Raw genomic sequence first — 24,647 nt, 5'->3', positions numbered from 1 at the left:
GAATAAATGCTGCACTTGATCCGACGACGCGATATGACCCTTAAGACATCATTTAAGGTAAAGTTGTTCTCCTATGGACTGGGACAAGCTCAGAATATTTCACGCTGTCGCCGATGCGGGCTCACTGACCCACGCAGGCGACACGTTGCATTTGTCGCAATCTGCGGTCTCGCGTCAGGTGCGCGCCCTAGAGGAATCGCTGAACACCATCCTGTTCCACCGCCATGCGCGCGGACTGATTCTCACCGAACAGGGCGAGCTGTTGTTTGACGCGACCCGCTCTATCACCAAGCGGCTCGACGCGGCATCCGCGCGCATCCGTGACAGCGAAGAAGAAGTCTTCGGCGAGCTGCGCGTCACCACCACCATCGGGTTCGGCACGCTCTGGCTGGCTCCGCGCCTCTCAAAGCTGTTCGAAACCTTCCCGGAGCTGAACATCGACCTGATGCTTGATGAACGCGTTCTGGACCTGCCAATGCGCGAGGCTGACGTCGCCATCCGCATGAAGGAACCCAGCCAGGCCGATCTGGTGCGCAAGAAGCTGATGAACGTCACCATGCAGCTGTTCGCGGCGCCAGCCTATCTGGAACAGCACGGCACGCCCGAAACCATTGAAGACCTGCGTGACCACCGGCTGATTTGCCAAAATACTCGGTCCGAGCAGGTCAGCGCCGGTGCAATGCTGGTGCGCGAAATTCTCAGCCATGACCTGCCAAACATGCTGACCGTGAACAATTACTTCGGTTGTCTACAGGCCGTGCATCACAATCTAGGGGTGGGTGTTTTGCCCAATTACGTGGCTTTGGACGAGCCAAACCTGATCCGGGTGCTGCCGGATGTCGAATCGAATGATGTGCCCGTTTTCCTCGCCTACCCAGAGGAATTGCGGCACTCAAAGCGCATTTCGGCCTTTCGGGATTTCGTCCTGAGCGAAATCAATTTGCAACGAAAGAAGGCGCAATCGGGCGCAACCGCCTGAAATTGTTGCGCTATGCAAACTCCGCATAGCGGCTATGTGCAAAATTTGGGCGATAATTCTTGAAACGGTACCTGTCAGGGCATAAATCAAATCTCGAAGGCGGCAGAGCCGCTTTCACCTCCCTGTTGGACTTTGGCCGAGCTTTTCGCTCGGCCTTTTTTTGGTCTCTGGCGGCGCGCCCTGCGGGTCACTCTCATGATCCCAGGGCTAGCGGCGACGCTGCTGCCCAGTGTAGCAAAATGGTTTGAAAAACAACGCATTGCCGAAACAGATAAGATCGTGGCAACAGCAACTCTGCCCGGCGGCTATGCTGTATGGCGCGTCTCCGCACTGTTGGTGACGACCCTTCTGATCTGCCTCGCATTCAACAACCTTTTCGGGTTCTTTTGGGTCGCAGCCTTCGCGCTGGTTGAGGCTTATGATCGGCGCACCTGTTTCGAACTGACACGCCGGCGCACGGTCTCAGGCTACTACAAGGCCCAATTTCTGTTTGCGGCGACGCTAATCACCTTCCGATCAATGGTGGTCTATTTGTGGTTCTACGACCATCCCAGCTCGGCCTATCTGGCGCTTGTTGTGATGCTGGTGGCGACCCGTTCCTCGTCGGCCTCACTACATGATCTGATGAGCCGCCTGTTGATGAGCGCCTCGGCCGATATGGCCGTCTTGCTGTTTCTAGGCGTGCAATTCGCGTGGTACAGCCCAGACGTTCAGGACGGCGCTTATGTCGGCATCGCGCTGTTTGGGTTGGTGGTCTACTACGTGATCTCTACCGTTCAATCGATTGAGAAAATCCGCAGCATCGAACGGCTTGAGGTCAAAACCCGACAAGCGCAGAAAATGGAAGCCGTAGGCCGTCTCACCGGCGGGGTGGCGCATGATTTCAACAATATTCTGACCGTGATCATCGGAAATATTGATCTCGCGAAGGAAACGCACCCCAACCAGGACACGGACGATCTGCTCACCAAAACTCGCGAGGCCGCAACCCGCGCCGCCGAATTGACCTCGCAGCTACTGGCCTTTTCGCGCCAATCGCCACTGGTCCTGCGCGAGCATGATGTGACACAAATCCTACAAAGCTCGATCAACATGGCCAAGCGGCTGTTGCCGCCCAATATCGAAATTGACCACAAGCCGACGCCAAGCATTTGGAAGATAGAAACCGATAGGCTGCAGCTTGAAACAGCCATTTTGAACCTTGTCCTCAATGCGCGCGATGCAATGCCCCAGGGCGGCACCATCTCCATCAAAGCGCAAAACCTGCTGATAAATAGCACCACCCCCGACCTCCCCAATGGCCCCTATATTGAACTGTCCATCACCGACGAAGGCTACGGCATTCCCGCCAAATTGCTGGCCCAGGTCGCAGAGCCGTTCTTTACAACCAAGCCCGTCGGCAAGGGCTCCGGTTTGGGGCTGTCGATGGTGAAAGGCTTCGCCGAACAAACCGGCGGCAAGATTGACATTCAAAGCGTCCCCGACCGGTTCACAACCGTGACGCTGATCCTGCCCGCAACCGGTGAGATCAGCTCTTTCCCCGCCGCCGACACTGGCATATGAAGCCCGGGATACTGGCTGCCACAAAGGTTGGGGAAACGACCACATGACTGAACCTGCTTTGACCGATGACCTGATCGCCGCGCACGGGCTCAGCCCTGACGAATATGCAAGCGTGCTGGAGATTATCGGCCGGGAGCCCACATTCACCGAGCTTGGCATTTTCTCCGCCATGTGGAACGAGCACTGCTCTTACAAATCCTCTAAGAAATGGCTGCGCACCCTGCCCACCGAAGGCCCGCAGGTCATTTGCGGCCCCGGCGAAAACGCAGGCGTCGTCGATATTGGCGACGGCCAAGCCGTTGTCTTCAAAATGGAAAGCCACAACCACCCAAGCTATATCGAGCCCTATCAAGGCGCTGCCACCGGTGTTGGCGGCATCCTGCGTGATGTCTTCACCATGGGCGCGCGCCCTGTGGCCGCGATGAATTCGCTCAGCTTTGGTGAGCCGTCGCATCCCAAAACCAAATCACTTGTCTCTGGTGTCGTTGCTGGTGTCGGCGGGTACGGCAATTGCTTTGGCGTCCCCACAGTCGGGGGCGAGGTGCGCTTCCATTCCGCTTATAACGGCAACTGTCTGGTCAATGCCTTCGCCGCCGGTTTGGCCGATGCGGACAAGATTTTCTACTCCGCCGCCTCCGGCATCGGCATGCCAGTCGTCTATCTGGGCGCCAAGACGGGCCGCGACGGTGTCGGCGGTGCCACCATGGCCTCCGCTGAATTTGACGACACAATCGAAGACAAACGCCCCACCGTGCAAGTCGGCGACCCCTTCACCGAAAAGCGCCTGATGGAAGCCACGCTAGAGCTGATGCAAACCGGCGCGGTGATTTCAATTCAGGATATGGGCGCCGCTGGGCTGACCTGTTCCGCCGTCGAAATGGGCGACAAGGGCGGCTTGGGCGTCAAGCTGAACCTTGAAGACGTGCCCCAGCGCGAAGAAAACATGACCGCCTATGAGATGATGCTCTCAGAATCCCAAGAACGCATGTTGATGGTTCTCAAGCCAGAACTAGAGGCCGAGGCGCGCGCCGTCTTCGTCAAATGGGATCTCGACTTTGCCATCGTTGGCGAAACAATGGCCGAAGATCGTTTCTTGATCATGCACAATGGTGAGGTGAAGGCCGACCTGCCATTGTCAAAGCTGTCCTCTACAGCCCCCGAATATGACCGCCCTTGGGTGGAAACACCTGCAGCCGCGCCTTTGGCGGACAAGATCGCAATTGACCCGATCGAAGGTTTGCATGCGCTGATCAGCTCCCCCAACTACGCGCGCAAGCACTGGGTTTGGGAACAATATGACAGTCAGGTCATGGCCGACACGATGGCCACACCCGGCGCAGGCTCCGGCATCATCCGGGTGCATGGCACCAACAAAGCGCTCGCATTTACCTCCGACGTGACCCCGCGCTACGTCAAAGCCAACCCGTTCGAAGGCGGCAAACAGGCCGTGGCCGAAGCCTACCGAAACCTGACAGCGTCAGGCGCCAAGCCATTGGCCACCACAGATAATATGAATTTCGGGAACCCCGAAAAGCCTGAAATCATGGGCCAGTTCGTCGGCGCAATCAAAGGCATCGGCGCCGCGGTTGAAGCGCTGGACATGCCCATCGTGTCGGGCAACGTGTCGCTCTACAATGAAACCGACGGCACCGGCATCCTGCCGACCCCCACCATCGGCGCGGTCGGCCTGATTGACGACGCCAGCACCGTCATCGCCGGTCACGCGCAAGACGGCTATGTCGCGCTGCTATTAGGCAACGCTGGCAAGCATCTCGGCCAATCCGCCCTGCTGAAAGAGGCGTTCGGGCGCGAAGATGGCGACGCACCCGCCGTCGATCTGGCAACGGAAAAAGCCCATGGCGATTTCATCCGCGCCAATGCAGCGCTGATCGATTGCTGCACCGACCTCGCCGATGGGGGGCTTGCGCTCGCCGCGTTTGAGATGGCCGACGCCGCAGGTCTTGGCGTCACGCTGGACGCCAGCGACACCGATACGCTCTTTGGCGAAGATCAGGCCCGCTACCTCATCGCCTGCACGCCAGACCATGCGGAAGCGCTGTTGGCCAAAGCGGGCGACCTACCGCTCGCTCAAATCGGCACTTTCGGCGGCAACGCGGTCACATTCGGCACCGCCAAAGCGCCCCTCGCCCAGCTCAGCGCCACCTACCGCTCAAGCTTTGCGGATGCGGTTGCCTAGATTGACCAAGCGCCCTTGCCACGCCCCCGACCGCTTCCTAGGTTAAGAAAAACAAAGGACGACACCTAAATGGCCATGACCCCGCAAGAGATCGAGGACCTGATCCGCACCGCCTTCCCCGACGCCACGATCCAGATCGAGGGCGCAGATGGGGTGCATTTTTCGGGCGTGGTCATCGATGAAAGCTTCCGCGGCATGAACCGCGTCCAGCAACAACGCGCCGTAATGGCGACCCTCAAAGCCAAGGTCGATAGCGGCGAATTGCACGCGCTGGGCCTGACAACCAAAGCTCCGGAGTAGCAAACATGACCGACGCAACCGCGCAGATTAAAGACAAGGTTACCAACACCGATGTGGTGCTCTTCATGAAGGGCACGAAGGAGATGCCACAATGCGGGTTCTCCTCAAAAGTAGCGGGTGTGCTGAACTATATCGGCGTCGACTACGCAGATGTGAACGTGCTGGCCGATGACGCGATCCGTTCCGGCATCAAGGAGTTCTCCGACTGGCCCACGATCCCGCAGCTCTACGTCAAAGGCGAATTCATCGGCGGCTGCGACATCATCACCGAGATGACCCTGTCGGGCGAGCTGGACACGTTGTTTGAGGAAAACGGCGTCGCCTTTAACAAAGAAGCCGCCGACACGATCAGAGAGCATAATTCTTAATAACGTTCAAAAATCCCCGAATTTTTGAACGCGTGCGACCAAGCGTATGGCAAAGCCATGCGCCGGGAGGCACCCGGTAGCTACCCGACACAAAAAAGCCCGCTCAATCAGAGCGGGCTTTTCTCATTCTATCTCAATTACTTCAGGACAGAAGCTCACGCACTTTTGCGGCCGTATCTTTCGCCGTAATCCCGAAATGTTCATACAGCTCCCCGGCCGGTGCGGATGCGCCAAAGCCCTCCATGCCCACAAAGCCCGCCTTGTTGCGGTTGCCGCGCTCGCCCAGCAGCCATTGATCCCAGCCAAACTGAACGGCCGCCTCGATGGCCACGCGCACGGGCCCCGCTGGCAGCACCTTGCGGCGGTAGCTTTCTTCCTGCGCCGCGAACAGCTCCCAACACGGCATGGAGACAACCCGCGTCCCAATCCCGTCCGCTTCCAATAAGGCCTTCGCCTCCATTGCAATCGCCACTTCGGACCCGGTCGCCATCAAGATCGCCTGACGCTTATTCTCGGCCTCGGCCAGGACATAGGCACCCTTCGACACTTCGTTGCGGGTCGTGTGGGTCAGGCGCAACGTCGGCAGCCCCTGACGCGACAGTGCCAGCACCGATGGCGTCTTGTCAGAGGTCAACGCGACCTCCCATGCCTCAGCCGTTTCAACCGCGTCCGCCGGGCGGAACACGTTCATATTCGGTGTCGCGCGTAACATAGCCAGATGTTCCACTGGCTGGTGTGTCGGGCCGTCTTCGCCCAGCCCGATACTGTCATGCGTCATGACATAGGTCACCGGCACGCCCATCAGCGCGGACAGGCGCATCGCGCCGCGTGCATAATCGGTAAAGCACATGAATGTCCCGCCGTAAGGCTTTGATCCGCCATGCAAAGCCAGCCCGTTCATGGCCGATGCCATGCCATGTTCACGGATGCCGTAATACATGTAGCGGCCCTTGCGATTTTCCGGGCTGAAAACGCCCATATCGCTGGTCAGGGTGTTGTTGGAGCCCGTCAAATCAGCCGATCCGCCAAAGGTTTCCGGCATGATCGGGTTGATGACTTCCAATGCCATTTCCGACGCTTTGCGCGTCGCCACTTTCGGCGCGGCTTCCGACAATTGCTTCTTCAACGCTTTGATCGTGGCTGACAGCTTGCGCGGCGCTTCCCCGGCCTGCCCACGTGCGAAGCGGGCTTGCTTGTTGGCCGACACGCTCTCAAGACGCGCTTCCCACGCGTCGCGGTCTGCCGCGCCGCGCGATCCGATGGCTTCCCACGCGGATTTCACATCTGCGGGGATCACGAAGGGGCCGTGCTCCCAGCCGTAAACCTTGCGGGTATCCGCGATCAGCTCATCGCTGGTCAGCGCGCCGTGGCCTTTCGATGTGTCCTGCGCGGATGAGCCCAGAGCGATATGCGTTTTGCACGCGATCATCGACGGTTTGCCGGTCTTCTTGGCCTTGGTCAGGGCGGCGTCAATCGCATCCGGGTCATGCCCGTCGATTTCCTGCACATGCCAGCCCGACGCCTTGAAGCGCATCACCTGATCGGTCTTGTCCGAAAGCTCAACCGTGCCGTCGATGGTGATGTTGTTATTGTCCCACAGCACGATCAGCTTGCTCAGCTCATGCTTACCCGCGATGCCAATCGCCTCTTGGCTGACGCCTTCCATCAGGCAGCCGTCGCCCGCGATCACATAGGTGTAGTGATCGACCAGCTTCTTGCCATAGGTCGCGCGCTGCACCTCTTCCGCCAAAGCGAAGCCCACGGAATTCGCAATGCCCTGCCCCAACGGCCCGGTCGTCGTCTCAATGCCGGTGGCGTGGCCATATTCCGGGTGACCTGCCGTTATCGCGCCCAGTTGGCGGAAGTTTTTGACCTGCTCCAGTGTCATGTCGGCGTAGCCCGTCAGGTGCAGCAACGAATAGATCAGCATTGATCCGTGACCGGCAGACAGGATGAACCGGTCGCGGTCAGGCCAGTTTGGCGCGGAGGCGTCAAATTTCAGGTGCTTTTCGAACAAGACCGTGGCGACATCCGCCATGCCCATCGGCATCCCCGAATGGCCCGAATTGGCGGCGGCGACAGCGTCCAAAGTCAACACGCGGATCGCGCAGGCCTTTTTCCAATGTTCGGGATGGTTCTGTTGAAGGCTGGCAATATCCACGGCGACGGTCCCCCTAAGGCCTGTATTTTGGTTGCCGCCGTGATAACAGCGTGACGGCGGAGTTCAAGCAGAACGGGCAGTTCGCCGCGCAAGACGTTTGATTCCGGCGACAAATTCCGTAACCTGCGTAAAAATTGACCCGGCGAAGCGCCGCTTTGCGATTCGAGCATGCGCGCCACACGACGGGTTCTGGGGTTTAAGAAGGGGCTAAGATGTCAGACATTTCCGAGTTGGAGAACCGGATCACCGCAGCGTTGGACCGGATTGCGTGGTCGGTGGAAAACCAACCCTCAGAGGCACCGGCTGCACTTGTCGAACAACCCGCTGCAAGCGGCCCAGACGATGCCGAACTTCTTGAAGAGCTTGAGATTGAGCGCGCAACAAATGCCCGCCTTGTGGCCTCGCGCGAGAAGCATGTCTCCCGTATCGAACGGCTCGAAACCCGCGTGCTGCGCATGACCGACCGGCTGCAAAATGCCGAGATGGAGAATAAGCGCCTAGAGGCCGTCGTAGCCGCGCTCAGCGAAAACAACACCGCCCTGCGCGAAGCAAATGCCTCCACCACCCCCGCCGGTGAGACGATCAATGCGGGCATGGCCGCCCAGCTCGAAAACCTGACCGCGCTGCGCAAGCAAGACCTTGCCGATTTTGACGACATTCTGGCCGAGCTGGCCCCACTCGTGAAGGAGGCTTAAGCCATGCCCGAAGTAAATATCGACATTGGCGGCCGCACCTTTCAGGTGGCCTGCCAGACCGGCGAAGAACATTTCCTGCAATCCGCCGCCAAGCTTCTCGACAATGAGGCCAGCGTCCTATCCGAACAGATCGGCCGCATGCCCGAGACGCGGATGCTGCTGATGGCGGGCCTCATGCTGGCCGACAAAACCGCCGGTCTGGAAGAAGAACTCCGCGCCGCCGAGGCCCGGATCGAGGCGCAAACCAAAGAGCTGACCAAGATGAAGTCAGCCGCCCCCGAACAGGTTGAGGTCGCCGTGATCCCGCCCCATGTCACCGACACAATGGCCGAAATCGCAGCCCGCGCGGAAGCTTTGGCCGACAGCATGGAAGCCAAAGCGGGGTAGTCCGACTCACTCCGGCCCGCCTGGAAACAGTTACCGCTAACACCCGAAACTGCGTTTTCGCATAGCATACAAACCCGGCATGTTAACGCTATCATGCTGTCATATAACGATAATTTTCCTTCCCGGACCCGGCGCACCGCTGTATACCTCGCCGCAGGGGCACCAGCCGGGCGTAGGAGTTAACGGGTTATGACAACAACAGTCGCAATTAACGGGTTTGGTCGCATTGGCCGCTGCACATTGGCACATATCGCGCAAAGCGGGCGCAATGACGTCCAAGTCGTCGCCATCAACGCCACCGGCCCGATCGAAACCAACGCCCACTTGCTGAAATATGACAGCGTACATGGCCGCTTCCCCGGCGAGGTCCGGGTAGAAGGCGATACGATGGATCTGGGCCGCGGCCCGATGAAGGTGTTCTCAACCTATAACCCCGAGGATCTGGATTGGGACGGCATCGACGTCGTCATGGAATGCACCGGCAAGTTCAACTCCAAGGAGCAGTCGCAGGTTCATATCGAACGCGGCGCAAAGCGGGTGCTGATCTCCGCCCCGGGCAAGAATGTCGACAAGACCATCGTCTACGGGGTGAACCACCGTGATCTGCTGCCAGAGCATGGCGTCGTCTCCAACGGGTCCTGCACCACGAACTGCCTCGCGCCACTCGCCAAGGTCTTGAATGACGCTATCGGGATTGAACGCGGCATCATGACCACGATCCACAGCTACACCGGCGACCAGCCCACGCTGGACCGTCGCCACGATGATCTCTACCGCGCGCGTGCCGCTGCAATGGCGATGATCCCAACCTCCACCGGGGCCGCCAAAGCCATCAGCCAGGTCCTGCCAGAACTCGAAGGCAAGCTCGACGGCACCGCGATGCGCGTGCCCACGCCGAACGTTTCCTGTGTCGATCTGACATTTGAGGCCAGCAAGGATGTCACCGTCAACGACGTGAACGAAATCGTTAAAGAAGCCGCCGCCGGTCATATGGGCGCGGTGCTCAGCTACGACCCGGAACCCAAAGTCTCCATCGACTTCAACCATACCAATTTCAGCTCAATCTTCGCCCCTGATCAGACAAAGGTTGTCGGCGGGCGCACGGTTCGGGTATTGGCGTGGTACGACAATGAATGGGGCTTCTCCTGCCGCATGGCCGACGTGGCCTCTGCAATGGGACGCCTCTAAGCTTTTAAAGCCTGAGGCCACATGACCAACAAAATCGCGATTGCTTTGGGCGTGGTCATTCTGGCGGTCATCCTATTGGATGCGTTGGTTTACGGCTGGGATCTGCACATATTCCTCGGGCGCAAACTCATCGACCTCATCGAATATCTCGCCTTCTGGCGTTAGCAGTAGCTCTGGCGCGACCAACGGCCTACCGGCCGCGCGGATAATAACAGGCGCGTCTTCCAGCAATTCAAGCACCGCTTCCGGCTCTGGCGCCCCCTCAAACGCAGGTTCAGGCGCACCCCGCCGACGGCCCAGCCAGACCGCTAGAATGATACCGGTGTACAGCGTGAACAAATACGCCGGATATGCCAGCAGCACCCAGTCGAACTTTCCCACCGAAAACGCTGCGCAGATTGACGCCGCAAGTGCCATGACCCAGGTGCTTAGCGTTTCCGTTTCCGGTTTCAGGTAGGCTTTGTGTACCGTCACAACGCCGCCCAGCAGGCTGATCGTGATCGACAGCGCAAGCGCGTAGATCGCGTTGTCGGTATAGTACCACGCCACCAAGCCCAGCGTCGCAAGCAACAAGACCGCCCGGTTCTTGGGGTTCAGATAGGCCCCCTCCCCGCGCCGGATCGACAACAGACAAATCAGGATAGTGCCGCCAACCTGCACGCCAACAAACCACAAAGACTCGGTCGCTCCTTCGGCGATTTGTGAGAAAAAGGCGATTGATCCCAGAACAGACCAGATCAACCAGGACGCTCGAGCCGGTTGGGTGCGCCCACGTATGGTGTCAAAAATATAGGGCAGGAAGCACATCAGGCTCAGCACGCCTGAGAGAATACCAAAAGCCGTAAGCGCGCCCGCGCTCCAAGGCTGCATCAACTGTTCAAACATTCACTTCCCCAGCACATCGAGGCACTCTTATGATGCCTTCATGCGTCAGGACTATTCACGCCGCGCTAACGTTTCGTCAGCGCACCGTGAAACAGATGTAAAAAGAGTGACGTTGGGTCAATTAATTTCCCATTTGCTGAATTCGAATGCAGCCAGGAAAAGCGCGGCGGGTCACACGAACCCGCACCTGCCCCTGTTGACCTTTGGTCGAAAATATCTTTGTTAGCGGTAACGGCGGGCAAAAACTGCCCCATCCAATTCAATCAGGAGATCTCAATGACCGTAAAAGTCGCCATTAACGGGTTTGGTCGCATCGGACGTAACGTGTTGCGCGCCATCATCGAATCCGGCCGCACCGATATCGATGTCATCGCGATCAACGATCTGGGCCCGGTCGAGACCAACGCCCATTTGCTGCAATATGATTCTGTTCATGGCCGTTTCCCGCAAGAGGTCGTCGTCAAAGGCGACACAATCGACGTAGGCCGTGGCCCCATCGCTGTCACAGCGATCCGTAACCCCGCCGATCTGCCTTGGGCGGATGTTGATATCGTTCTGGAATGTACCGGCATCTTCACCAGCAAAGACGCCTGTCAGGCGCATCTGGAAAACGGCTCGTCGCGCGTTCTGATCTCGGCGCCCGGCAAAGACGCCGACAAAACAATCGTTTATGGCGTCAACCATGACAGCCTGACCGCCGAAGACCTGATCGTGTCCAACGCGTCCTGCACCACCAACTGCCTGTCCCCTGTCGCCAAAGTGTTGAACGACACAGTCGGCATCGAAAAAGGGTTCATGACGACGATCCACAGCTATACAGGCGACCAGCCGACGCTCGATACGATGCACAAAGACCTCTACCGTGCGCGTGCCGCCGCTTTGTCGATGATCCCAACCTCAACCGGGGCTGCCAAAGCCGTGGGTCTGGTCCTGCCGGAACTGAACGGCAAGCTCGACGGCGTCGCGATCCGCGTGCCAACCCCCAATGTCTCCGTTGTCGACATGACATTTGAATCCAAGGAAGCCACCTCCGTTGAGGCCATCAACGACGCGATCCGTGGCGCCGCTGAAGGGTCCCTGAAAGGCATTCTGGCCTATACCGAGAAAAAGCTGGTCTCCTGCGACTTCAACCACGACCCGCATTCCTCCATCTTTGCCGCTGATCAGACCAAGGTGATGGACGGCAAAATGGTCCGCATTCTCAGCTGGTACGACAATGAATGGGGCTTCTCGAACCGCATGGCAGATACGGCTGTCGCGATGGGAAAATTGATTTAACAGCTGGTTAAAATTTTTGGAATTCCATTCCAATTCATAAGCTTATAGGAATCCCCGCATGCGGGGATTTCGCATTTTTGGACCTTTGGAGCGTGAAATATGAGCTGGAAAACCCTTGATGACATGGAAATCAACGGCAAAACCGTCCTGATCCGGGTCGATATCAACGTCCCCGTCGAGGACGGAAAAGTCACCGATGACACCCGAATCCAGCGGATCGTCCCCACCGTTCAAGAGGTCATCAAAAAAGGCGGCACCCCGGTCCTGATGGCCCATTTTGGCCGCCCCAAAGGCCAGGTCGTCCCAGAGATGTCCCTCGCCCAGATTGTCCCCGCCGTCGAAAAATGCCTCGGCCAGCCAGTGACTTTTATCGCCGGAAATTACGGCGCCGCGGTCGCCGATCTTGAAACGGGTCAGATCGCACTCCTGGAAAACCTCCGCTTCAACCCCGGTGAAGAAAAGAACGACGAAGGCTTCGCCCAGCGCATCGCCTCGCTCGGCGGTATCTACGTCAACGACGCCTTCTCCGCCGCTCACCGTGCCCATGCCTCGACCGAAGCAATCGCACGCCTCCTCCCCAGCTGCGCCGGACGTCTCATGCAGGCCGAACTCAGCGCGCTGGAAGCCGCCCTCGGCACCCCCAAGCGCCCCGTCGTCGCCGTCGTGGGCGGCGCGAAAGTGTCCACCAAGCTGGACTTGCTCGGCAACCTCGTCGAAAAAACCGACCACCTCGTGATCGGCGGCGGCATGGCCAACACCTTCCTCGCCGCCATGGGCATCGACGTCGGCAAATCGCTGGCCGAACACGATATGACCGACACCGCGACCCAGATCATGGAGAAAGCCAAGACCGTCGGCTGCACCATCCACCTGCCCAGCGACGTGGTCGTCGCCCGCGACTTCAAAGCCCATGCGGAGAACGAAACCGTCCCAGCCAATGAATGCCCCGGTGACGCGATGATCCTCGACGCGGGCCCAGCGACCGTTAGAACGCTAGAAGGCGTTTTCGATCAATGCGAGACGCTGATCTGGAACGGCCCGCTCGGCGCGTTCGAAATCCCTCCCTTCGACATGGCCACCAACGCCGCCGCAGCGAAAGCGGCCGCGTTGACCAAAGCTGGCAATCTGATCTCCGTCGCAGGCGGCGGCGACACCGTTGCGGCCCTCAACGTCAGCGGCGCGGCGCAAGATTTCACCTATATCTCAACCGCCGGCGGCGCGTTTCTGGAGTGGATGGAAGGCAAAACCTTGCCTGGCGTTGCCGCGCTACAAGCATAAAGATTTGTCACAGGTGGCGTGGAAACACTGAATTTCCTCTCCCTGTTAGCGCCACCATAATTGCATCAACGCCGCCGCTCCCCTAGACCGGCGGCAACTGCGCCCCGCTGCGCATCAACAGTTTAAGGTGTTTTAGATCATGCCCAATCAAGCCCAGCTCGACCAAATCGTAAATGGACCAGGCTTTATCGCCGCTTTGGATCAATCGGGCGGCTCAACGCCAAAGGCGCTGAAGCTCTACGGGATTGAGGAAGACGCCTATAGTTCTGAAAACGAGATGTATGACCTGATCCACGAGATGCGGTCGCGCATCGCTTTGGCGCCGGAATTTACCGGCGAGAAAGTGATCGGCGCCATCCTGTTCGAAAAGACAATGGATCGCGAAATGGGCGGCAAGCCGTCTGGGCACTATCTTTGGGAAGACAGCAAGGTCGTACCATTTCTGAAAGTCGACAAAGGCTTGGAAGATGAAGTTGACGGTGCAAAACTGATGAAACCTATCGCAGGTCTTGATGATCTGCTGAAACGTGCCGTTCAAGCGCAGATGTTTGGCACGAAGATGCGGTCCGTCGTGGAAGCGGCAAACAAGGCCGGGATCGCGGCCAATGTGGCGCAGCAGTTTGAGATTGGGCGCCAAATCCTAAGCCATGGTCTGGTTCCAATCCTGGAGCCTGAGATCAACATCAACATGGACAACAAGGCCGATGCTGAAGCGATGTTGCTGGACGAAATTGGGGCGCATCTGGATACGTTGAAGCCCGGCGAAGACATCATGCTGAAGCTAACCCTGCCCGAGAACGCGAACCAGTATAAACCGCTGGTCGATCATGACCGCGTATTGCGCGTTGTGGCCTTGTCGGGCGGATACTCACGCGATGAAGCGAATGCGCGGTTGGCCAAGAATGCCGGCGTGATTGCCAGTTTCTCACGCGCGCTGACGGAAGGGCTTTCGGCCGGTCAAGACGATGCCGCATTCCGCGCACAACTGGCCGGGACAATCGATAGCATCTACCAAGCATCGATCGCGGGCTAAATCGTATCGGGCCAATCAACGCAGGGCTGAGCGCAAAAAACCGCTCAGCCCAAACGATTAGGACGAAAAGCTCACAAAAGGGATTCACAAAGCGAATCACCTGTTCTATGATTCTCTCAAGCCGCAACAAAAGACGGCATCTGAGGTGAATTTTTACATGTCCCGCTCCAGCAGAACATTCGGTTTAACGACACTGGCTATTGGCACAGTGCTGTTCTGTGCAGGTGGGTATTTTACCTTCGCTGCAGTTCAGGGCGATTACGGTATCTTCCGACGCGTACAAGTCGAGGCAGAGATCAATCAGTTGCGTCTGGAGCTGGACAGCCTTGAGACCCAAGTCGCCGAAATGCGCAACAAGACACGGCGGCTGTCCGACGGCTTTCTTGATCTCGACTTGCTGGATGTGCAAGCCCGCGAAATTCTCGGCTTGATGCGCGCCGACGAGATTATTATCCGCTAACACCCCTCTTCCGTTCGGTGCTTTCCGCAAGGGCAAGCTATGCGGATCGCGCATAGCAGGTCCAAAAAAACTGGACGTGCATTCTAGCCCATGCTCTGATAATATATAGTTTAACATTAAACTACTTTTGGAACACCGGGAGGAAGACGCACAGTGGCTGCCAGAAAACCTGCGAAGAAACCGAACGTATCGAAGGAAGAACTCCTTCAATATTATAAAGACATGCTTTTGATCCGCCGATTTGAAGAAAAAGCGGGCCAGCTTTATGGGATGGGGCTGATCGGCGGTTTTTGTCACCTCTACATTGGACAAGAGGCAGTTGTTGTGGGCCTTGAGGCTGCCGCGAAAGAAGGCGACAAACGCATCACTTCCTACCGCGACCACGGACATATGTTAGCCTGCGGGATGGATCCCAAGGGCGTCATGGCCGAACTGACGGGCCGCGCAGGCGGATATTCCAAAGGCAAGGGCGGCTCCATGCACATGTTCTCGAAAGAGAAGCATTTCTATGGCGGCCACGGCATCGTCGCAGCGCAGGTGCCATTGGGTGCGGGTCTGGCTTTTTCAGACAAGTATAAAGGCAATGACAACGTCACATTCACCTATTTCGGTGACGGCGCCGCCAACCAAGGCCAAGTCTATGAGGCCTACAACATGGCCGAGATTTGGAGCCTGCCAGTCGTTTTTGTGATTGAGAACAACCAATATGCGATGGGCACATCGACCAAGCGCTCTACGCATTCGCCGTCTTATTGGGAACGCGGTGCAGCCTACGGTATTGAGGGCGAAGAGGTCGACGGCATGGATGTGCTGGCCGTAAAAGCTGCAGGCGAGAAAGCGGTCGCCCACTGCCGCGCGGGCAAAGGGCCCTATATCTTGGAAATCAAAACCTATCGCTACCGCGGACATTCCATGTCTGACCCGGCCAAATACCGGACGCGCGAAGAAGTACAGAAAATGCGCGACGAGCGCGACGCGATTGAACAGGTCCGCGACATCCTCTTGACCGGCAAACACGCCACTGAGGACGACCTGAAATCCATCGACAAAGATATCAAAGCGATCGTCAATGAGGCCGCCGAATTCTCGAAAGAGAGCCCGGAGCCCGCTTTGGAAGAACTTTGGACAGATATTTATATGGAAGCGGAGGCTTAATCATGGCGACCGAAATACTGATGCCCGCCCTTTCGCCGACCATGGAAGAAGGCACTTTGGCGAAATGGCTGGTCAAGGAAGGCGACACCGTCTCTTCCGGCGATATTCTGGCCGAGATCGAAACCGACAAAGCGACGATGGAATTCGAAGCAGTCGACGAAGGTGTGATTGGCAAAATTCTAGTGGCCGAAGGGTCTGAAGGCGTGGCCGTGAACACAGCGATTGCTGTGTTGGTTGAAGACGGCGAAAGCGTCGATGACATCGCGGCCCCTGCACCCGCAGTAGCTGAGGCCGCACCGTCCGACGCCCCTGCCCCCGCCGTTGCAGCAGCGCCCGTCGAGATTGTGACACCCAAGGAGATGGACATCCCCGAAGGCACCGAGATGAAGCCAACAACGGTGCGTGAAGCCCTGCGCGATGCCATGGCAGAAGAAATGCGCAGCACCGAAGAGGTTTTCCTGATGGGCGAGGAAGTCGCCGAATATCAGGGCGCCTACAAGATCTCGCAAGGTTTGTTGGATGAGTTCGGTGAGAAACGCGTCATCGACACACCGATTACAGAGCACGGCTTTGCCGGGATCGGTGTTGGTGCGGCCTTTGGCGGTTTGAAACCAATTGTCGAGTTCATGACGTTTAACTTCGCCATGCAAGCAATTGATCATCTTATTAACTCAGCCGCCAAGACGCTTTACATGTCGGGTGGTCAGATGGGCGCGCCCATCGTTTTCCGTGGTCCTAACGGCGCCGCAGCGCGCGTCGGTGCACAACACAGCCACGATTACGCAACATGGTACAGCCAGATCCCCGGCCTGAAGGTTGCAATGCCCTATTCAGCCGCTGACGCGAAGGGTTTGCTGAAAAGCGCGATCCGTGACCCAAACCCCGTGATCTTCCTGGAAAACGAAATCCTCTACGGCCAAAGCTTCGACGTGCCGCAGCTGGACGACTACACAGTACCCTTCGGCAAAGCCAAGATCTGGCGCGAGGGCAGCGACGTGACCATCGTCAGCTTCGGAATCGGGATGAAATATGCATTGGAAGCCGCAGATGAGCTGGCCAAAGATGGTATCTCAGCAGAGGTCATTGACCTGCGCACCCTGCGCCCGATGGACCTGCCAACGGTCATCGAAAGCGTCAAGAAGACCAACCGCTGCGTCACCGTTGAGGAAGGCTTCCCGGTCTGCTCCATCGGCAGCTATCTCAGCTCACGCATTATGATTGAGGCGTTTGATTACCTCGACGCGCCCGTTTTGAACTGCACAGGCAAGGACGTGCCGATGCCTTACGCCGCCAACCTCGAAAAGCTTGCGCTGACGACGACCAAAGAGGTCATCGACGCCGTCAAAGCTGTCACATACCGCTAAGGAGAGCCGGACATGCCTATAGAAATTCTCATGCCCGCCCTCTCGCCTACGATGGAAGAGGGCACTTTGGCCAAATGGTTGGTCAAGGAAGGCGATACAGTCAGCTCGGGCGACGTCATGGCCGAGATCGAAACCGATAAAGCGACAATGGAATTTGAAGCCGTCGACGAAGGAATCGTTGGCAAAATTCTGGTTCCAGAGGGCTCAGAAGGCGTGGCTGTCAATGCCCCAATCGCTGTGCTTTTGGAAGATGGCGAAAGCGCCGACGATATTGGCGCGGCCTCATCCGCACCCACGCCGGAGGCGCCAAAAACGTCCGACGCGGCCGCTGAGGTGTCGGCGCCAGCCGCCGCCGAAAAGGCCGCCCCCCGGCCACGGCGCAAGATGGGACCCGCGTCTTCGCCTCACCTTTGGCACGCCGCATCGCCGCTGACAAAGGCCTTGACCTCAACGCAATCAAAGGCTCGGGACCTAAAGGGCGTATCGTGAAGGCCGATGTCGAAAACGCGCAACCTGGCGCAAAACCAGCGGCCGCTCCTGCTGCTGCGAAACCTGCAGCCGCGGCACCAACTCTCGCCACAGGCCCATCGACCGACGCTGTGCTCAAAACCTATGCGGACCGGGAGTATGAAGAAGTCTCCCTCGACGGCATGCGCAAAACCATTGCCGCGCGCCTGACTGAGGCCAAGCAATCTGTACCGCATTTCTACCTGCGCCGCGATATCGAGCTTGACGCGTTGCTGAAATTCCGCAGCCAGCTCAACAAATCGCTCGAAAGTCGGGGCGTCAAATTGTCGGTCAATGACTTCATCATCAAGGCCTGTGCGCTTGCGCTGCAACAGGTACCCGATGCCAATGCTGTCTGGGCCGGTGACCGCGTTCTGTCACTGAAACCATCTGACGTAGCTGTGGCCGTGGCAATCGAAGGCGGCCTCTTTACACCAGTGTTGAAAGACGCTGAAATGAAGTCTCTTTCCGCTTTGTCAGCGGAGATGAAAGACCTCGCCACACGTGCCCGCGACCGCAAACTCGCGCCGCATGAATATGTCGGCGGCAGCTTTGCGATTTCTAACTTGGGCATGTTCGGCATCGACAATTTCGACGCCATCATCAACCCACCCCACGCAGCTATCCTAGCCGTGGGCGCAGGCGCTAAGAAACCCGTTGTCGGCGAAGATGGTGAGATCAAGGTGGCCACCGTCATGTCCACAACGCTCAGTGTTGATCACCGCGTCATCGACGGCGCACTCGGGGCGAACCTGCTCAATGCGATCAAAGACAACCTGGAAAACCCGGTCATGATGTTGGCTTAACCCCATCTAAAACACAAAAAAACGGCCGCTGCACAACTGCAGCGGCCGCTTTCGTTTGGTATCAAAAAGTCTTAAATCTCGCCTGACAGCAACTGATCCATTGTAATCGACGGCTGGGAACAGCCCGCCTCGCCCACAATTTTCGCAGGCACGCCAGCGACGGTCTTCATCGGCGGTACAGGCTCCAAAACAACTGAGCCCGCCGCGACACGTGAACAGTGACCGACAGTTATATTGCCCAAGACCTTAGCGCCCGCACCGATCAAGACGCCATTCTCGATCTTTGGATGACGATCATCATCTTCCTTGCCGGTCCCGCCAAGCGTCACCGAATGCAACATCGAAACGTTGTCGCCAACCACTGCCGTCTCACCAATCACAATGGAATGGGCGTGGTCGATCATGATGCCTTTTCCGATGGTCGCCGCAGGATGAACATCGATGCCAAACACCTCGCTCACCCGCATTTGCACGAAATAAGACAGGTCCCGCCGCCCTTGCTCCCACAGCCAATGCCCGACCCGGTAAGCTTGAATAGCCTGAAATCCTTTGAAGTAGAGCAAAGGCTGCAAGAACCGATGGCAGGCAGGGTCACGTTCAAAAACAGCAACGATATCAGCACGCGCCGCTTCACCTAATGTGGGATCACTCGCATAGGCCTCATCTGCGATCTCGCGCAAAATTTGTTCGGACATCTCCGCCGATGCCAGCTTTTGCGACATACGGAAAGATAGCGCACGTTCCAGCGATTTATGGTGCAGGACTGTCCCGTGGATCATGCCACCCAGAAGCGGCTCCTGCGTTATAGCATCGCGCGCCTCGCGGCAAATGCGCTGCCAAACCGGATCAATCTCTGCAAGTTTTGCTCTGATTTGTGTCATGATGCGCTCCTTAACTCTGGGCCTTGATTACACCAGATGGGGCGTGATCGCCAAGTTGAAAGGCGGCAACGCGCAAAAAGGTGAAAACTCCGCCGAACTAAATCAACTCGCCTCTGGCAAATCAAAGCGCATCAAGTTGATGCAAAGCCGTATTGTACCCCCAGAAAAGTCACCGCCATTGGCTGACAAGCGCAACGCCGTGTCCGAATAGTATGTAAGCGGCTGACCTGTGAGGCCACGCAACCAAGCACCTGTGCCAGTTCCAAGTCCCGACCCGTAGCGATCTTCAAATCCAGCAACGCCAAGCGACCAATCGCTCAAACTCCCTGTAACTTCCGACAACACACGCCCCGTCACTCCCCAAACGCAACTCTGTTCGGGAATGATCACCGAAGTCTCTTCCTCTGCGCTTCCGCCGGCCAAAACATAGTCGATCTCAATGATCTCACACCGCATGGCTGCTCCGGACGGAGCTTGAGCCAAGACATTTGCGCGCCATTCTGAGCCGTCAAAGCTTAAGCGAGCAGCCTCATCCATAACCCAAATACGCCAGCCAACGACAGGCGACAGAAAATGCCATCCCCCATTAATGAAGCAAGCGATCTCCCCATCAGCGCCAAGCCACGCATCTGTGCCGCCATCGGCGACAACATAGGTATCGGCCTCTGCTGGCGCAGATGGGGGCGTTGCCAAGCCACGCGACAGTGCCGAGATTTGGACAGTCGCATCGATCCGTGCGAGCGCCTCATTCACCGTGACATGTTTTTGCGCCTGCGAAGGTGCTATGAGCGGAAGTTTCAGGTTGGTGGTCTCAGACATGGATCGTTTTCCTTACAATTGGGCCGGGGCCAAAGCTCTGTGAAATTTGGGCGACTTGCACATCAAACGGGACAATCGCGCCGTCAGCGGCAGCGTCCGACGCGGCATAGCTCCACACCGGACTCGCAACATCTTCCTCGCGCAGCACGACATCATTCTTGGTGACACGGACGCGGTAGCTTTCGACATCCTCGCCCAGCGGAACGTCAACAGACACCCAGCTATCGCCATCCAGCCGCGTGCGTCTGATCCAATTGAAATCCCAACCAATAGCGTTGCGCTGAAACCTGAGATGCACCGGCGCGTAGGGCCGCAAGCCAATCCCCGAAAACGCTTCGACATAGTACCGGTAGGACGGGTCATCATAGGGTCGCAAATCCGGGCCGATCAAAAAGTGCCGGTCCAGATCACGTTGAGCAAGCTCCTGCGAAATTTGTGCAGGAGCACCGTTCAGAAAAACGATCCGCGAGTTCACAGGCCAGCTGTCAGGCATCACGCCATCTGTGCCGGCCTGACCACGCAGCAAATCGGACAACTCATAGGTGTCAGGCGCTACAAGCTCGGCGCGGGCGAACTGAAACACCTCCCACCGGTCATTGCTGCCGTCGCCAATTGCAGCCGCATTCGCGCCCGCCAAAACGCGCGCACGGCTTACGGAACTCAGTGCGCCGCTTTGAAGCTTGACGCGCAACTGGCGGCCATTCGACCACAGCCCAGATTTTGCAGCCGGTAAAATGGTCTCGCTCACACCGAGGATGGAGGGGCGATCAACAAGAATATTGACCTGATAGTCACTGTCATCGATTGAACTCAAAATCGCAGCCGAGCCTGGCCAAGGGTCGGCAGAAACTGCTACATGCGGCGCATGCGGAACCTCTTCACCAGTCAAAAGCGGTAAATCCAGAAACTGGGCTGTAATTGGCAAAGGTACGTTGAAAGCCCGGTATTCCGGTAGCGTCTCGCTCGCCTCGCTGGGGTCGTAGACCTGTTTTTCAACCCGGGTCGCCTCCAACATACGCGCGCCGCTGTCTTCTACACGGTCCACGCGGTAAGCTGTTTCAACGCCATCAGGGGCAGGAAGCACAACCATATCCCCCGCCGCAATCTCGCTGCGTGACGGCGGCACAGCAACACGCACCGTATCGCGCGCAATCCGCGCCTCGGAAAGCCAACGTTCCGCGATCCCGCGCGCCTCGGATGCCGTAAGGCTTAGTGGCAGTTCGTTTTGCGTGCTGGTAAGGCTCGATTGATCTGGGAACTGGGCAGCGGCGACATGGTTCTCAAACGCCCCCTCACCTGCTGTATAACTCAATCGTACCTCGCCAACTGTATCAGCCAACGGCGCACGCGTCGTTTCAATCACCGGTTCGCTTCCATCTGCAAACACAAAATCTGTCTCATCCAGAGCATGCGTGGGCGCTACATCACGATTTCGAAACACAAGCGCACCGCCGATCTCGACGGCGTCAAAAGCATAGGCCACCATTAGGTTCTGTAGCGATGCCCGCGCGGCTTCATTGTCAGTCAATGTATAGCCGCGCACGATCCCATTCAGGCCGCTGACATCGTAGTCCCGCAAACCTGACATTTCGCACAGCTCGGCCACCACGCCCGCAAGCGATTGCGTGGCACTACGCCCGGTCAACCAATGTCCCGTCAGGTAGTTCGCACCATCGCTCCAAACAGAACCATTGTTTGGGAAATCCGGCCACGGACGTGCGTCCCAAGCCCAAACATGGGTCTTGGAGACATCCAACATCGCCGCGCCATAGACGCTCGATACCGGATTGTTTTCAAGCGCTGCAAAATGCTCTTCATAGGCGCGCAGGAACTGAAACTGAACAAAGTCATCGCGTCGCCCAGTCGAATAGTGTGGCAAAGCACTCTCACTCGACTTCGGGTCCAAAAACTTGTTGGGTTGGTTCGGGCCTTTATCAATGGCGGCGCACCCCAGCTCGTCCACCCAGGCCGCATCAAATTGCGGCCCACGCAGCCCTTCGGGGCTGGAGGCCGAGTGGCATTCCGCAATCGCGCCATTGGGCCAGACCAACCGCCTGCGCGTCGCCTGCCACTCCGGCTTTCGGTCCGGCGGTGAACACGCCATGATCCCGCTATCGCCAAAGATCATGACGTTGCGAACCTGATCAAAGGTTTCGCCGACCAGCGCCACGCGGCGGGCTTGACCTTCATCTGCGGGCAGGTTGCCCTCGACCATCGCGCGCACCCATTCGGCGCCCGCCCGTGTCTTGCCCGCGCCGCGCCCGCCCAGCACAACCCAGGAACGCCAATCGCCTTCCGGCGGCAGCTGATGATCCAAAGCCCAGAATTCAAACATATAGGGCAGAGCTCGAACCAGATGGTCGGGAAGCTCTTTAACGAACTTCTCCATCTCCGAGGGTGCTACGGAGGCAAGATAGGCGGCGCCCGATCTCATCTCCAGCTTCTCGGAAGTTGATGGCCTGTTCTCCTGCTCTGCCGACACGCTCTGCAAGCTTCTCATGGATCTTGATCTCCTGTTGGATCGACGTTTGAAGCAGGGGGTCAACGCGCCTGATGATCGTGTTGAAATCTGCGTTCGCAATCTCGCCCTTCTGGATAAGAGCAGTCTGCATTTCGAGCGCTTCTTTCAGCCGGGCCAATTGGCCCTGAAATGCGATGAGGTTGGAGTCGATGCTTTCGCGGTAACGCGCGGCCTGTTCCGACAGCGCGTCGGTCTCTTCTTTTGTCATGCCGTCTTTGGCGTCAAAGCTTGGCTGAGGGTCATTCTTGTTCTTTGGTTCATCCAAATTGTAATTTTCTGATATCTGCTCCATGGTCGCCTCCTTGTTGCTCAGGCTCGACCCTGAACACCCGGGCTGGAAACAAAAAAGCAGCACCGCCGTTGCCACGGCGCGCTGCTTCCCATTTCAAACTGTCGTTAATTCAAGCTGTCATAAAAAAAGGGCCCGACCACCTTCTTTGGCGCTGCAGACCCAATTCATCCATCTTGCCTAAAGGTATGCCAGAGACCGTTCGCAGGGTCAAGGAAAATTCGCCCAAAATTGCATATTAACCGTTTATTAACAATGACTTATATTAACGAAGCGGGAGGCGCAGCTTTCCTAAGCCCTTAAAATAAGGCCCAATCCCTCTAAACAAGTTAACAACGCGCCCGCAACCGCTGCGTTCGGTGCTCCGCTCGATACTTAGTTATTCGCGTTCCGCTCCGCCTCGATCTTGCGCCAGGCAGCTACATTCCGGTTATGTTCTGCGATTGTCACCGCAAACGCGTGCCCTCCGGTGCCATCCGCGACAAAGAAAATATAAGGTGTCTCGTCGGGGTTCAGGGCAGCCTCAATCGCGAGCTTCCCAGGGTTGGCAATCGGCGTCGGCGGTAGGCCTTCGATCACATAAGTGTTGTAAGGCGTCTCACGGCGCAATTCGGATTGTCTGATCCCGCGCCCCAGAACACCTTCACCATTAGTGATCCCGTAGATCACCGTCGGGTCCGTTTGCAGTTTCATTCCCTGATTGAGCCGGTTCACGAATACGCTGGCAACTTGCCTGCGTTCCTCTGCAACCCCGGTCTCTTTCTCGACGATTGAGGCCAATATCAGCGCCTCCTCCGGGCTCTCCAGCGGCACAGAGGTATCGCGTGCGGCCCAGGCGTCAGCCAAAATGCGCGCCTGAGCGCTTTCCATGCGCCCCAGAATTTCCGCCCGCTCAGACCCCGGCACAAATTCGTAGCTGTCCGGTGCAAGGCTGCCCTCGGCTGGCAATTCTTCGATCTCACCGCTCAACGCGTCAATCTGGCCAAGCCCGTTGGCGATCTGCCAACTGGTCGCGCCCTCCGCGACCGCAACCCGGTACCGCGCTGTCCGGTCATCGCGCGCATCGACATATTCAGCAGGCAGCTCGTCCTCGCCCGGCGTGAAATTCGCAGTTTCAACATAGCGGTTCGTATTGGGGTCAAGCTCCCGCACAACTGAGCTCAACCGCGTCACGCCGATCCGATACACGATCTCCGTCCCGCAGGTGTTCTGCCCGCCCCGGGTCACGATATCGACGATCTCTTCCATTGACGACGCAGGCGGCACCAAAAAGCTGCCTGCCTTCAATTGCGATGTCTTGTCCGCGTAGTCCGCACCAATCCGCATGATCCGTGCACTGCTGACCGCACCTTGTTCCTCAAGGTCGACCGTCACGCTGCTCATCTTGCCACCCACGGGCACGCGCAGACAAATGGCGCTCTCCAAAGGCCCAGCAGTGCTGTATTGCGACTTGCCCCAGCCAATCAGGCCTCCAATGCCCACCAGCAAAACGATGAAAACCGTCAGAAAATTGGACGCGATGGATTTCCACAT

General features: G+C 57.7%; 21 protein-coding genes and 1 pseudogene. 15 read left to right on the top strand and 7 right to left on the bottom strand.

All coding sequences use genetic code 11. From position 1 onward, the window contains the following. Positions 1-73 precede the first annotated feature (73 nt). The 5 genes from ACZ1G7_RS00990 (at position 74) to grxD (ending at position 5,407) form a co-directional block, all read left to right on the top strand. Positions 74-979, top strand: a complete 906-nt coding sequence (locus ACZ1G7_RS00990; RefSeq protein ID WP_472661569.1) for a LysR family transcriptional regulator — start codon at positions 74-76, stop codon at positions 977-979. Positions 980-1,174: 195 nt separating this feature from the next. Then, the gene (locus ACZ1G7_RS00985; protein WP_472661567.1) at positions 1,175-2,542 is read left to right on the top strand and encodes an ATP-binding protein; all 1,368 of its coding nucleotides are present in this window, start codon (positions 1,175-1,177) and stop codon (positions 2,540-2,542) included. A gap of 43 nt (positions 2,543-2,585) precedes the next feature. Further along, on the top strand, positions 2,586-4,739 hold the full coding sequence (purL, locus tag ACZ1G7_RS00980; RefSeq protein WP_472661565.1) for a phosphoribosylformylglycinamidine synthase subunit PurL: 2,154 nt from the start codon (positions 2,586-2,588) through the stop codon (positions 4,737-4,739). A gap of 69 nt (positions 4,740-4,808) precedes the next feature. Further along, positions 4,809-5,039: a BolA family protein gene (locus ACZ1G7_RS00975; RefSeq protein WP_472661563.1), complete on the top strand. Its 231-nt coding sequence runs from the start codon at positions 4,809-4,811 to the stop codon at positions 5,037-5,039. Between the two features lie 5 nt (positions 5,040-5,044). Beyond that, a complete protein-coding gene (gene grxD / locus ACZ1G7_RS00970) occupies positions 5,045-5,407 on the top strand; it encodes a Grx4 family monothiol glutaredoxin (RefSeq protein ID WP_472661561.1) in 363 nt (120 codons plus the stop codon). 142 nt (positions 5,408-5,549) lie between these two features. Here grxD and tkt read toward each other — a convergent pair whose 3' ends face one another. Further along, on the bottom strand, positions 5,550-7,568 hold the full coding sequence (gene tkt / locus ACZ1G7_RS00965) for a transketolase (protein WP_472661559.1): 2,019 nt from the start codon (positions 7,566-7,568) through the stop codon (positions 5,550-5,552). 212 nt (positions 7,569-7,780) lie between these two features. Here tkt and ACZ1G7_RS00960 point away from each other — a divergent pair, with 212 nt between their 5' ends. The 3 genes from ACZ1G7_RS00960 (at position 7,781) to gap (ACZ1G7_RS00950) (ending at position 9,838) form a co-directional block, all read left to right on the top strand. After that, positions 7,781-8,263 carry a hypothetical protein gene (locus ACZ1G7_RS00960; protein ID WP_472661557.1) on the top strand — a complete coding sequence of 161 codons (483 nt, stop codon included), beginning with the start codon at positions 7,781-7,783 and terminating at the stop codon, positions 8,261-8,263. A 3-nt stretch (positions 8,264-8,266) separates the two neighbouring features. After that, entirely contained in the window at positions 8,267-8,650 is a 384-nt protein-coding gene (locus ACZ1G7_RS00955; RefSeq protein ID WP_472661555.1) for a cell division protein ZapA, read from the top strand. 189 nt (positions 8,651-8,839) lie between these two features. Beyond that, a complete protein-coding gene (gene gap / locus ACZ1G7_RS00950) occupies positions 8,840-9,838 on the top strand; it encodes a type I glyceraldehyde-3-phosphate dehydrogenase (RefSeq protein WP_472661554.1) in 999 nt (332 codons plus the stop codon). 72 nt (positions 9,839-9,910) lie between these two features. Here the strand turns inward: gap (ACZ1G7_RS00950) and ACZ1G7_RS00945 are convergent, their stop codons facing one another. Then, complete coding sequence (locus ACZ1G7_RS00945; protein ID WP_472661552.1) at positions 9,911-10,723, bottom strand: hypothetical protein; 813 nt, start codon at positions 10,721-10,723, stop codon at positions 9,911-9,913. 276 nt (positions 10,724-10,999) lie between these two features. On the opposite strand from ACZ1G7_RS00945, the gene gap (ACZ1G7_RS00940) reads away from it, so the two are divergent. From gap (ACZ1G7_RS00940) to ACZ1G7_RS00910, 7 genes and pseudogenes are all read left to right on the top strand, one after another. Then, positions 11,000-12,001, top strand: coding sequence for a type I glyceraldehyde-3-phosphate dehydrogenase (gene gap, locus ACZ1G7_RS00940; protein WP_472661550.1), 1,002 nt, complete (start codon positions 11,000-11,002; stop codon positions 11,999-12,001). A gap of 99 nt (positions 12,002-12,100) precedes the next feature. Beyond that, complete coding sequence (locus ACZ1G7_RS00935; protein ID WP_472661548.1) at positions 12,101-13,279, top strand: phosphoglycerate kinase; 1,179 nt, start codon at positions 12,101-12,103, stop codon at positions 13,277-13,279. 139 nt (positions 13,280-13,418) lie between these two features. Continuing rightward, complete coding sequence (locus ACZ1G7_RS00930; RefSeq protein ID WP_472661546.1) at positions 13,419-14,312, top strand: fructose bisphosphate aldolase; 894 nt, start codon at positions 13,419-13,421, stop codon at positions 14,310-14,312. Between the two features lie 157 nt (positions 14,313-14,469). Continuing rightward, positions 14,470-14,772 (top strand): FtsB family cell division protein, encoded by a 303-nt coding sequence (locus tag ACZ1G7_RS00925; RefSeq protein ID WP_472661544.1) that lies wholly within the window; start codon positions 14,470-14,472, stop codon positions 14,770-14,772. Positions 14,773-14,925: 153 nt separating this feature from the next. Beyond that, positions 14,926-15,927, top strand: coding sequence for a pyruvate dehydrogenase (acetyl-transferring) E1 component subunit alpha (gene pdhA / locus ACZ1G7_RS00920; RefSeq protein ID WP_472661542.1), 1,002 nt, complete (start codon positions 14,926-14,928; stop codon positions 15,925-15,927). 2 nt (positions 15,928-15,929) lie between these two features. Then, complete coding sequence (locus ACZ1G7_RS00915) at positions 15,930-17,291, top strand: pyruvate dehydrogenase complex E1 component subunit beta (protein ID WP_472661541.1); 1,362 nt, start codon at positions 15,930-15,932, stop codon at positions 17,289-17,291. 12 nt (positions 17,292-17,303) lie between these two features. Next, positions 17,304-18,604, top strand: a pseudogene (locus ACZ1G7_RS00910) (pyruvate dehydrogenase complex dihydrolipoamide acetyltransferase). Positions 18,605-18,675: 71 nt separating this feature from the next. On the opposite strand, the gene cysE reads toward ACZ1G7_RS00910, so the two are convergent. The 5 genes from cysE to mltG all read right to left on the bottom strand — a co-directional run bounded on the left by cysE (position 18,676) and on the right by mltG (position 24,647). After that, entirely contained in the window at positions 18,676-19,485 is an 810-nt protein-coding gene (gene cysE, locus ACZ1G7_RS00905; protein WP_472661539.1) for a serine O-acetyltransferase, read from the bottom strand. A gap of 102 nt (positions 19,486-19,587) precedes the next feature. Further along, complete coding sequence (locus tag ACZ1G7_RS00900) at positions 19,588-20,304, bottom strand: DUF2793 domain-containing protein (RefSeq protein ID WP_472661537.1); 717 nt, start codon at positions 20,302-20,304, stop codon at positions 19,588-19,590. Beyond that, the gene (locus ACZ1G7_RS00895; protein ID WP_472661536.1) at positions 20,297-22,693 is read right to left on the bottom strand and encodes a phage tail protein; all 2,397 of its coding nucleotides are present in this window, start codon (positions 22,691-22,693) and stop codon (positions 20,297-20,299) included. The genes ACZ1G7_RS00900 and ACZ1G7_RS00895 overlap by 8 nt, the downstream gene beginning before the upstream one ends. After that, a complete protein-coding gene (locus tag ACZ1G7_RS00890; protein ID WP_472661534.1) occupies positions 22,677-23,117 on the bottom strand; it encodes a hypothetical protein in 441 nt (146 codons plus the stop codon). The genes ACZ1G7_RS00895 and ACZ1G7_RS00890 overlap by 17 nt, the downstream gene beginning before the upstream one ends. Positions 23,118-23,489: 372 nt before the next feature. Further along, the gene (mltG, locus tag ACZ1G7_RS00885) at positions 23,490-24,647 is read right to left on the bottom strand and encodes an endolytic transglycosylase MltG (protein ID WP_472661532.1); all 1,158 of its coding nucleotides are present in this window, start codon (positions 24,645-24,647) and stop codon (positions 23,490-23,492) included.

It is taken from the genome of Litoreibacter sp. JB4-2, assembly GCF_055693445.1.
This window is presented reverse-complemented; position numbering and strand designations above follow the sequence as displayed.

Coding starts and splice junctions, on each gene's coding strand:
- ACZ1G7_RS00975 (WP_472661563.1), top strand. CDS start 4,809: ATGGCCATGACCCCGCAAGAGATCGAGGACCTGATCCGCACCGCCTTC.
- mltG (WP_472661532.1), bottom strand. CDS start 24,647: ATGTGGAAATCCATCGCGTCCAATTTTCTGACGGTTTTCATCGTTTTG.
- cysE (WP_472661539.1), bottom strand. CDS start 19,485: ATGACACAAATCAGAGCAAAACTTGCAGAGATTGATCCGGTTTGGCAG.
- ACZ1G7_RS00985 (WP_472661567.1), top strand. CDS start 1,175: ATGATCCCAGGGCTAGCGGCGACGCTGCTGCCCAGTGTAGCAAAATGG.
- ACZ1G7_RS00960 (WP_472661557.1), top strand. CDS start 7,781: ATGTCAGACATTTCCGAGTTGGAGAACCGGATCACCGCAGCGTTGGAC.
- ACZ1G7_RS00925 (WP_472661544.1), top strand. CDS start 14,470: ATGTCCCGCTCCAGCAGAACATTCGGTTTAACGACACTGGCTATTGGC.
- ACZ1G7_RS00990 (WP_472661569.1), top strand. CDS start 74: ATGGACTGGGACAAGCTCAGAATATTTCACGCTGTCGCCGATGCGGGC.
- ACZ1G7_RS00890 (WP_472661534.1), bottom strand. CDS start 23,117: ATGGAGCAGATATCAGAAAATTACAATTTGGATGAACCAAAGAACAAG.
- ACZ1G7_RS00895 (WP_472661536.1), bottom strand. CDS start 22,693: ATGGAGAAGTTCGTTAAAGAGCTTCCCGACCATCTGGTTCGAGCTCTG.
- ACZ1G7_RS00955 (WP_472661555.1), top strand. CDS start 8,267: ATGCCCGAAGTAAATATCGACATTGGCGGCCGCACCTTTCAGGTGGCC.
- gap (WP_472661554.1), top strand. CDS start 8,840: ATGACAACAACAGTCGCAATTAACGGGTTTGGTCGCATTGGCCGCTGC.
- gap (WP_472661550.1), top strand. CDS start 11,000: ATGACCGTAAAAGTCGCCATTAACGGGTTTGGTCGCATCGGACGTAAC.
- ACZ1G7_RS00915 (WP_472661541.1), top strand. CDS start 15,930: ATGGCGACCGAAATACTGATGCCCGCCCTTTCGCCGACCATGGAAGAA.
- purL (WP_472661565.1), top strand. CDS start 2,586: ATGACTGAACCTGCTTTGACCGATGACCTGATCGCCGCGCACGGGCTC.
- ACZ1G7_RS00945 (WP_472661552.1), bottom strand. CDS start 10,723: ATGTTTGAACAGTTGATGCAGCCTTGGAGCGCGGGCGCGCTTACGGCT.
- grxD (WP_472661561.1), top strand. CDS start 5,045: ATGACCGACGCAACCGCGCAGATTAAAGACAAGGTTACCAACACCGAT.
- ACZ1G7_RS00930 (WP_472661546.1), top strand. CDS start 13,419: ATGCCCAATCAAGCCCAGCTCGACCAAATCGTAAATGGACCAGGCTTT.
- ACZ1G7_RS00900 (WP_472661537.1), bottom strand. CDS start 20,304: ATGTCTGAGACCACCAACCTGAAACTTCCGCTCATAGCACCTTCGCAG.
- ACZ1G7_RS00935 (WP_472661548.1), top strand. CDS start 12,101: ATGAGCTGGAAAACCCTTGATGACATGGAAATCAACGGCAAAACCGTC.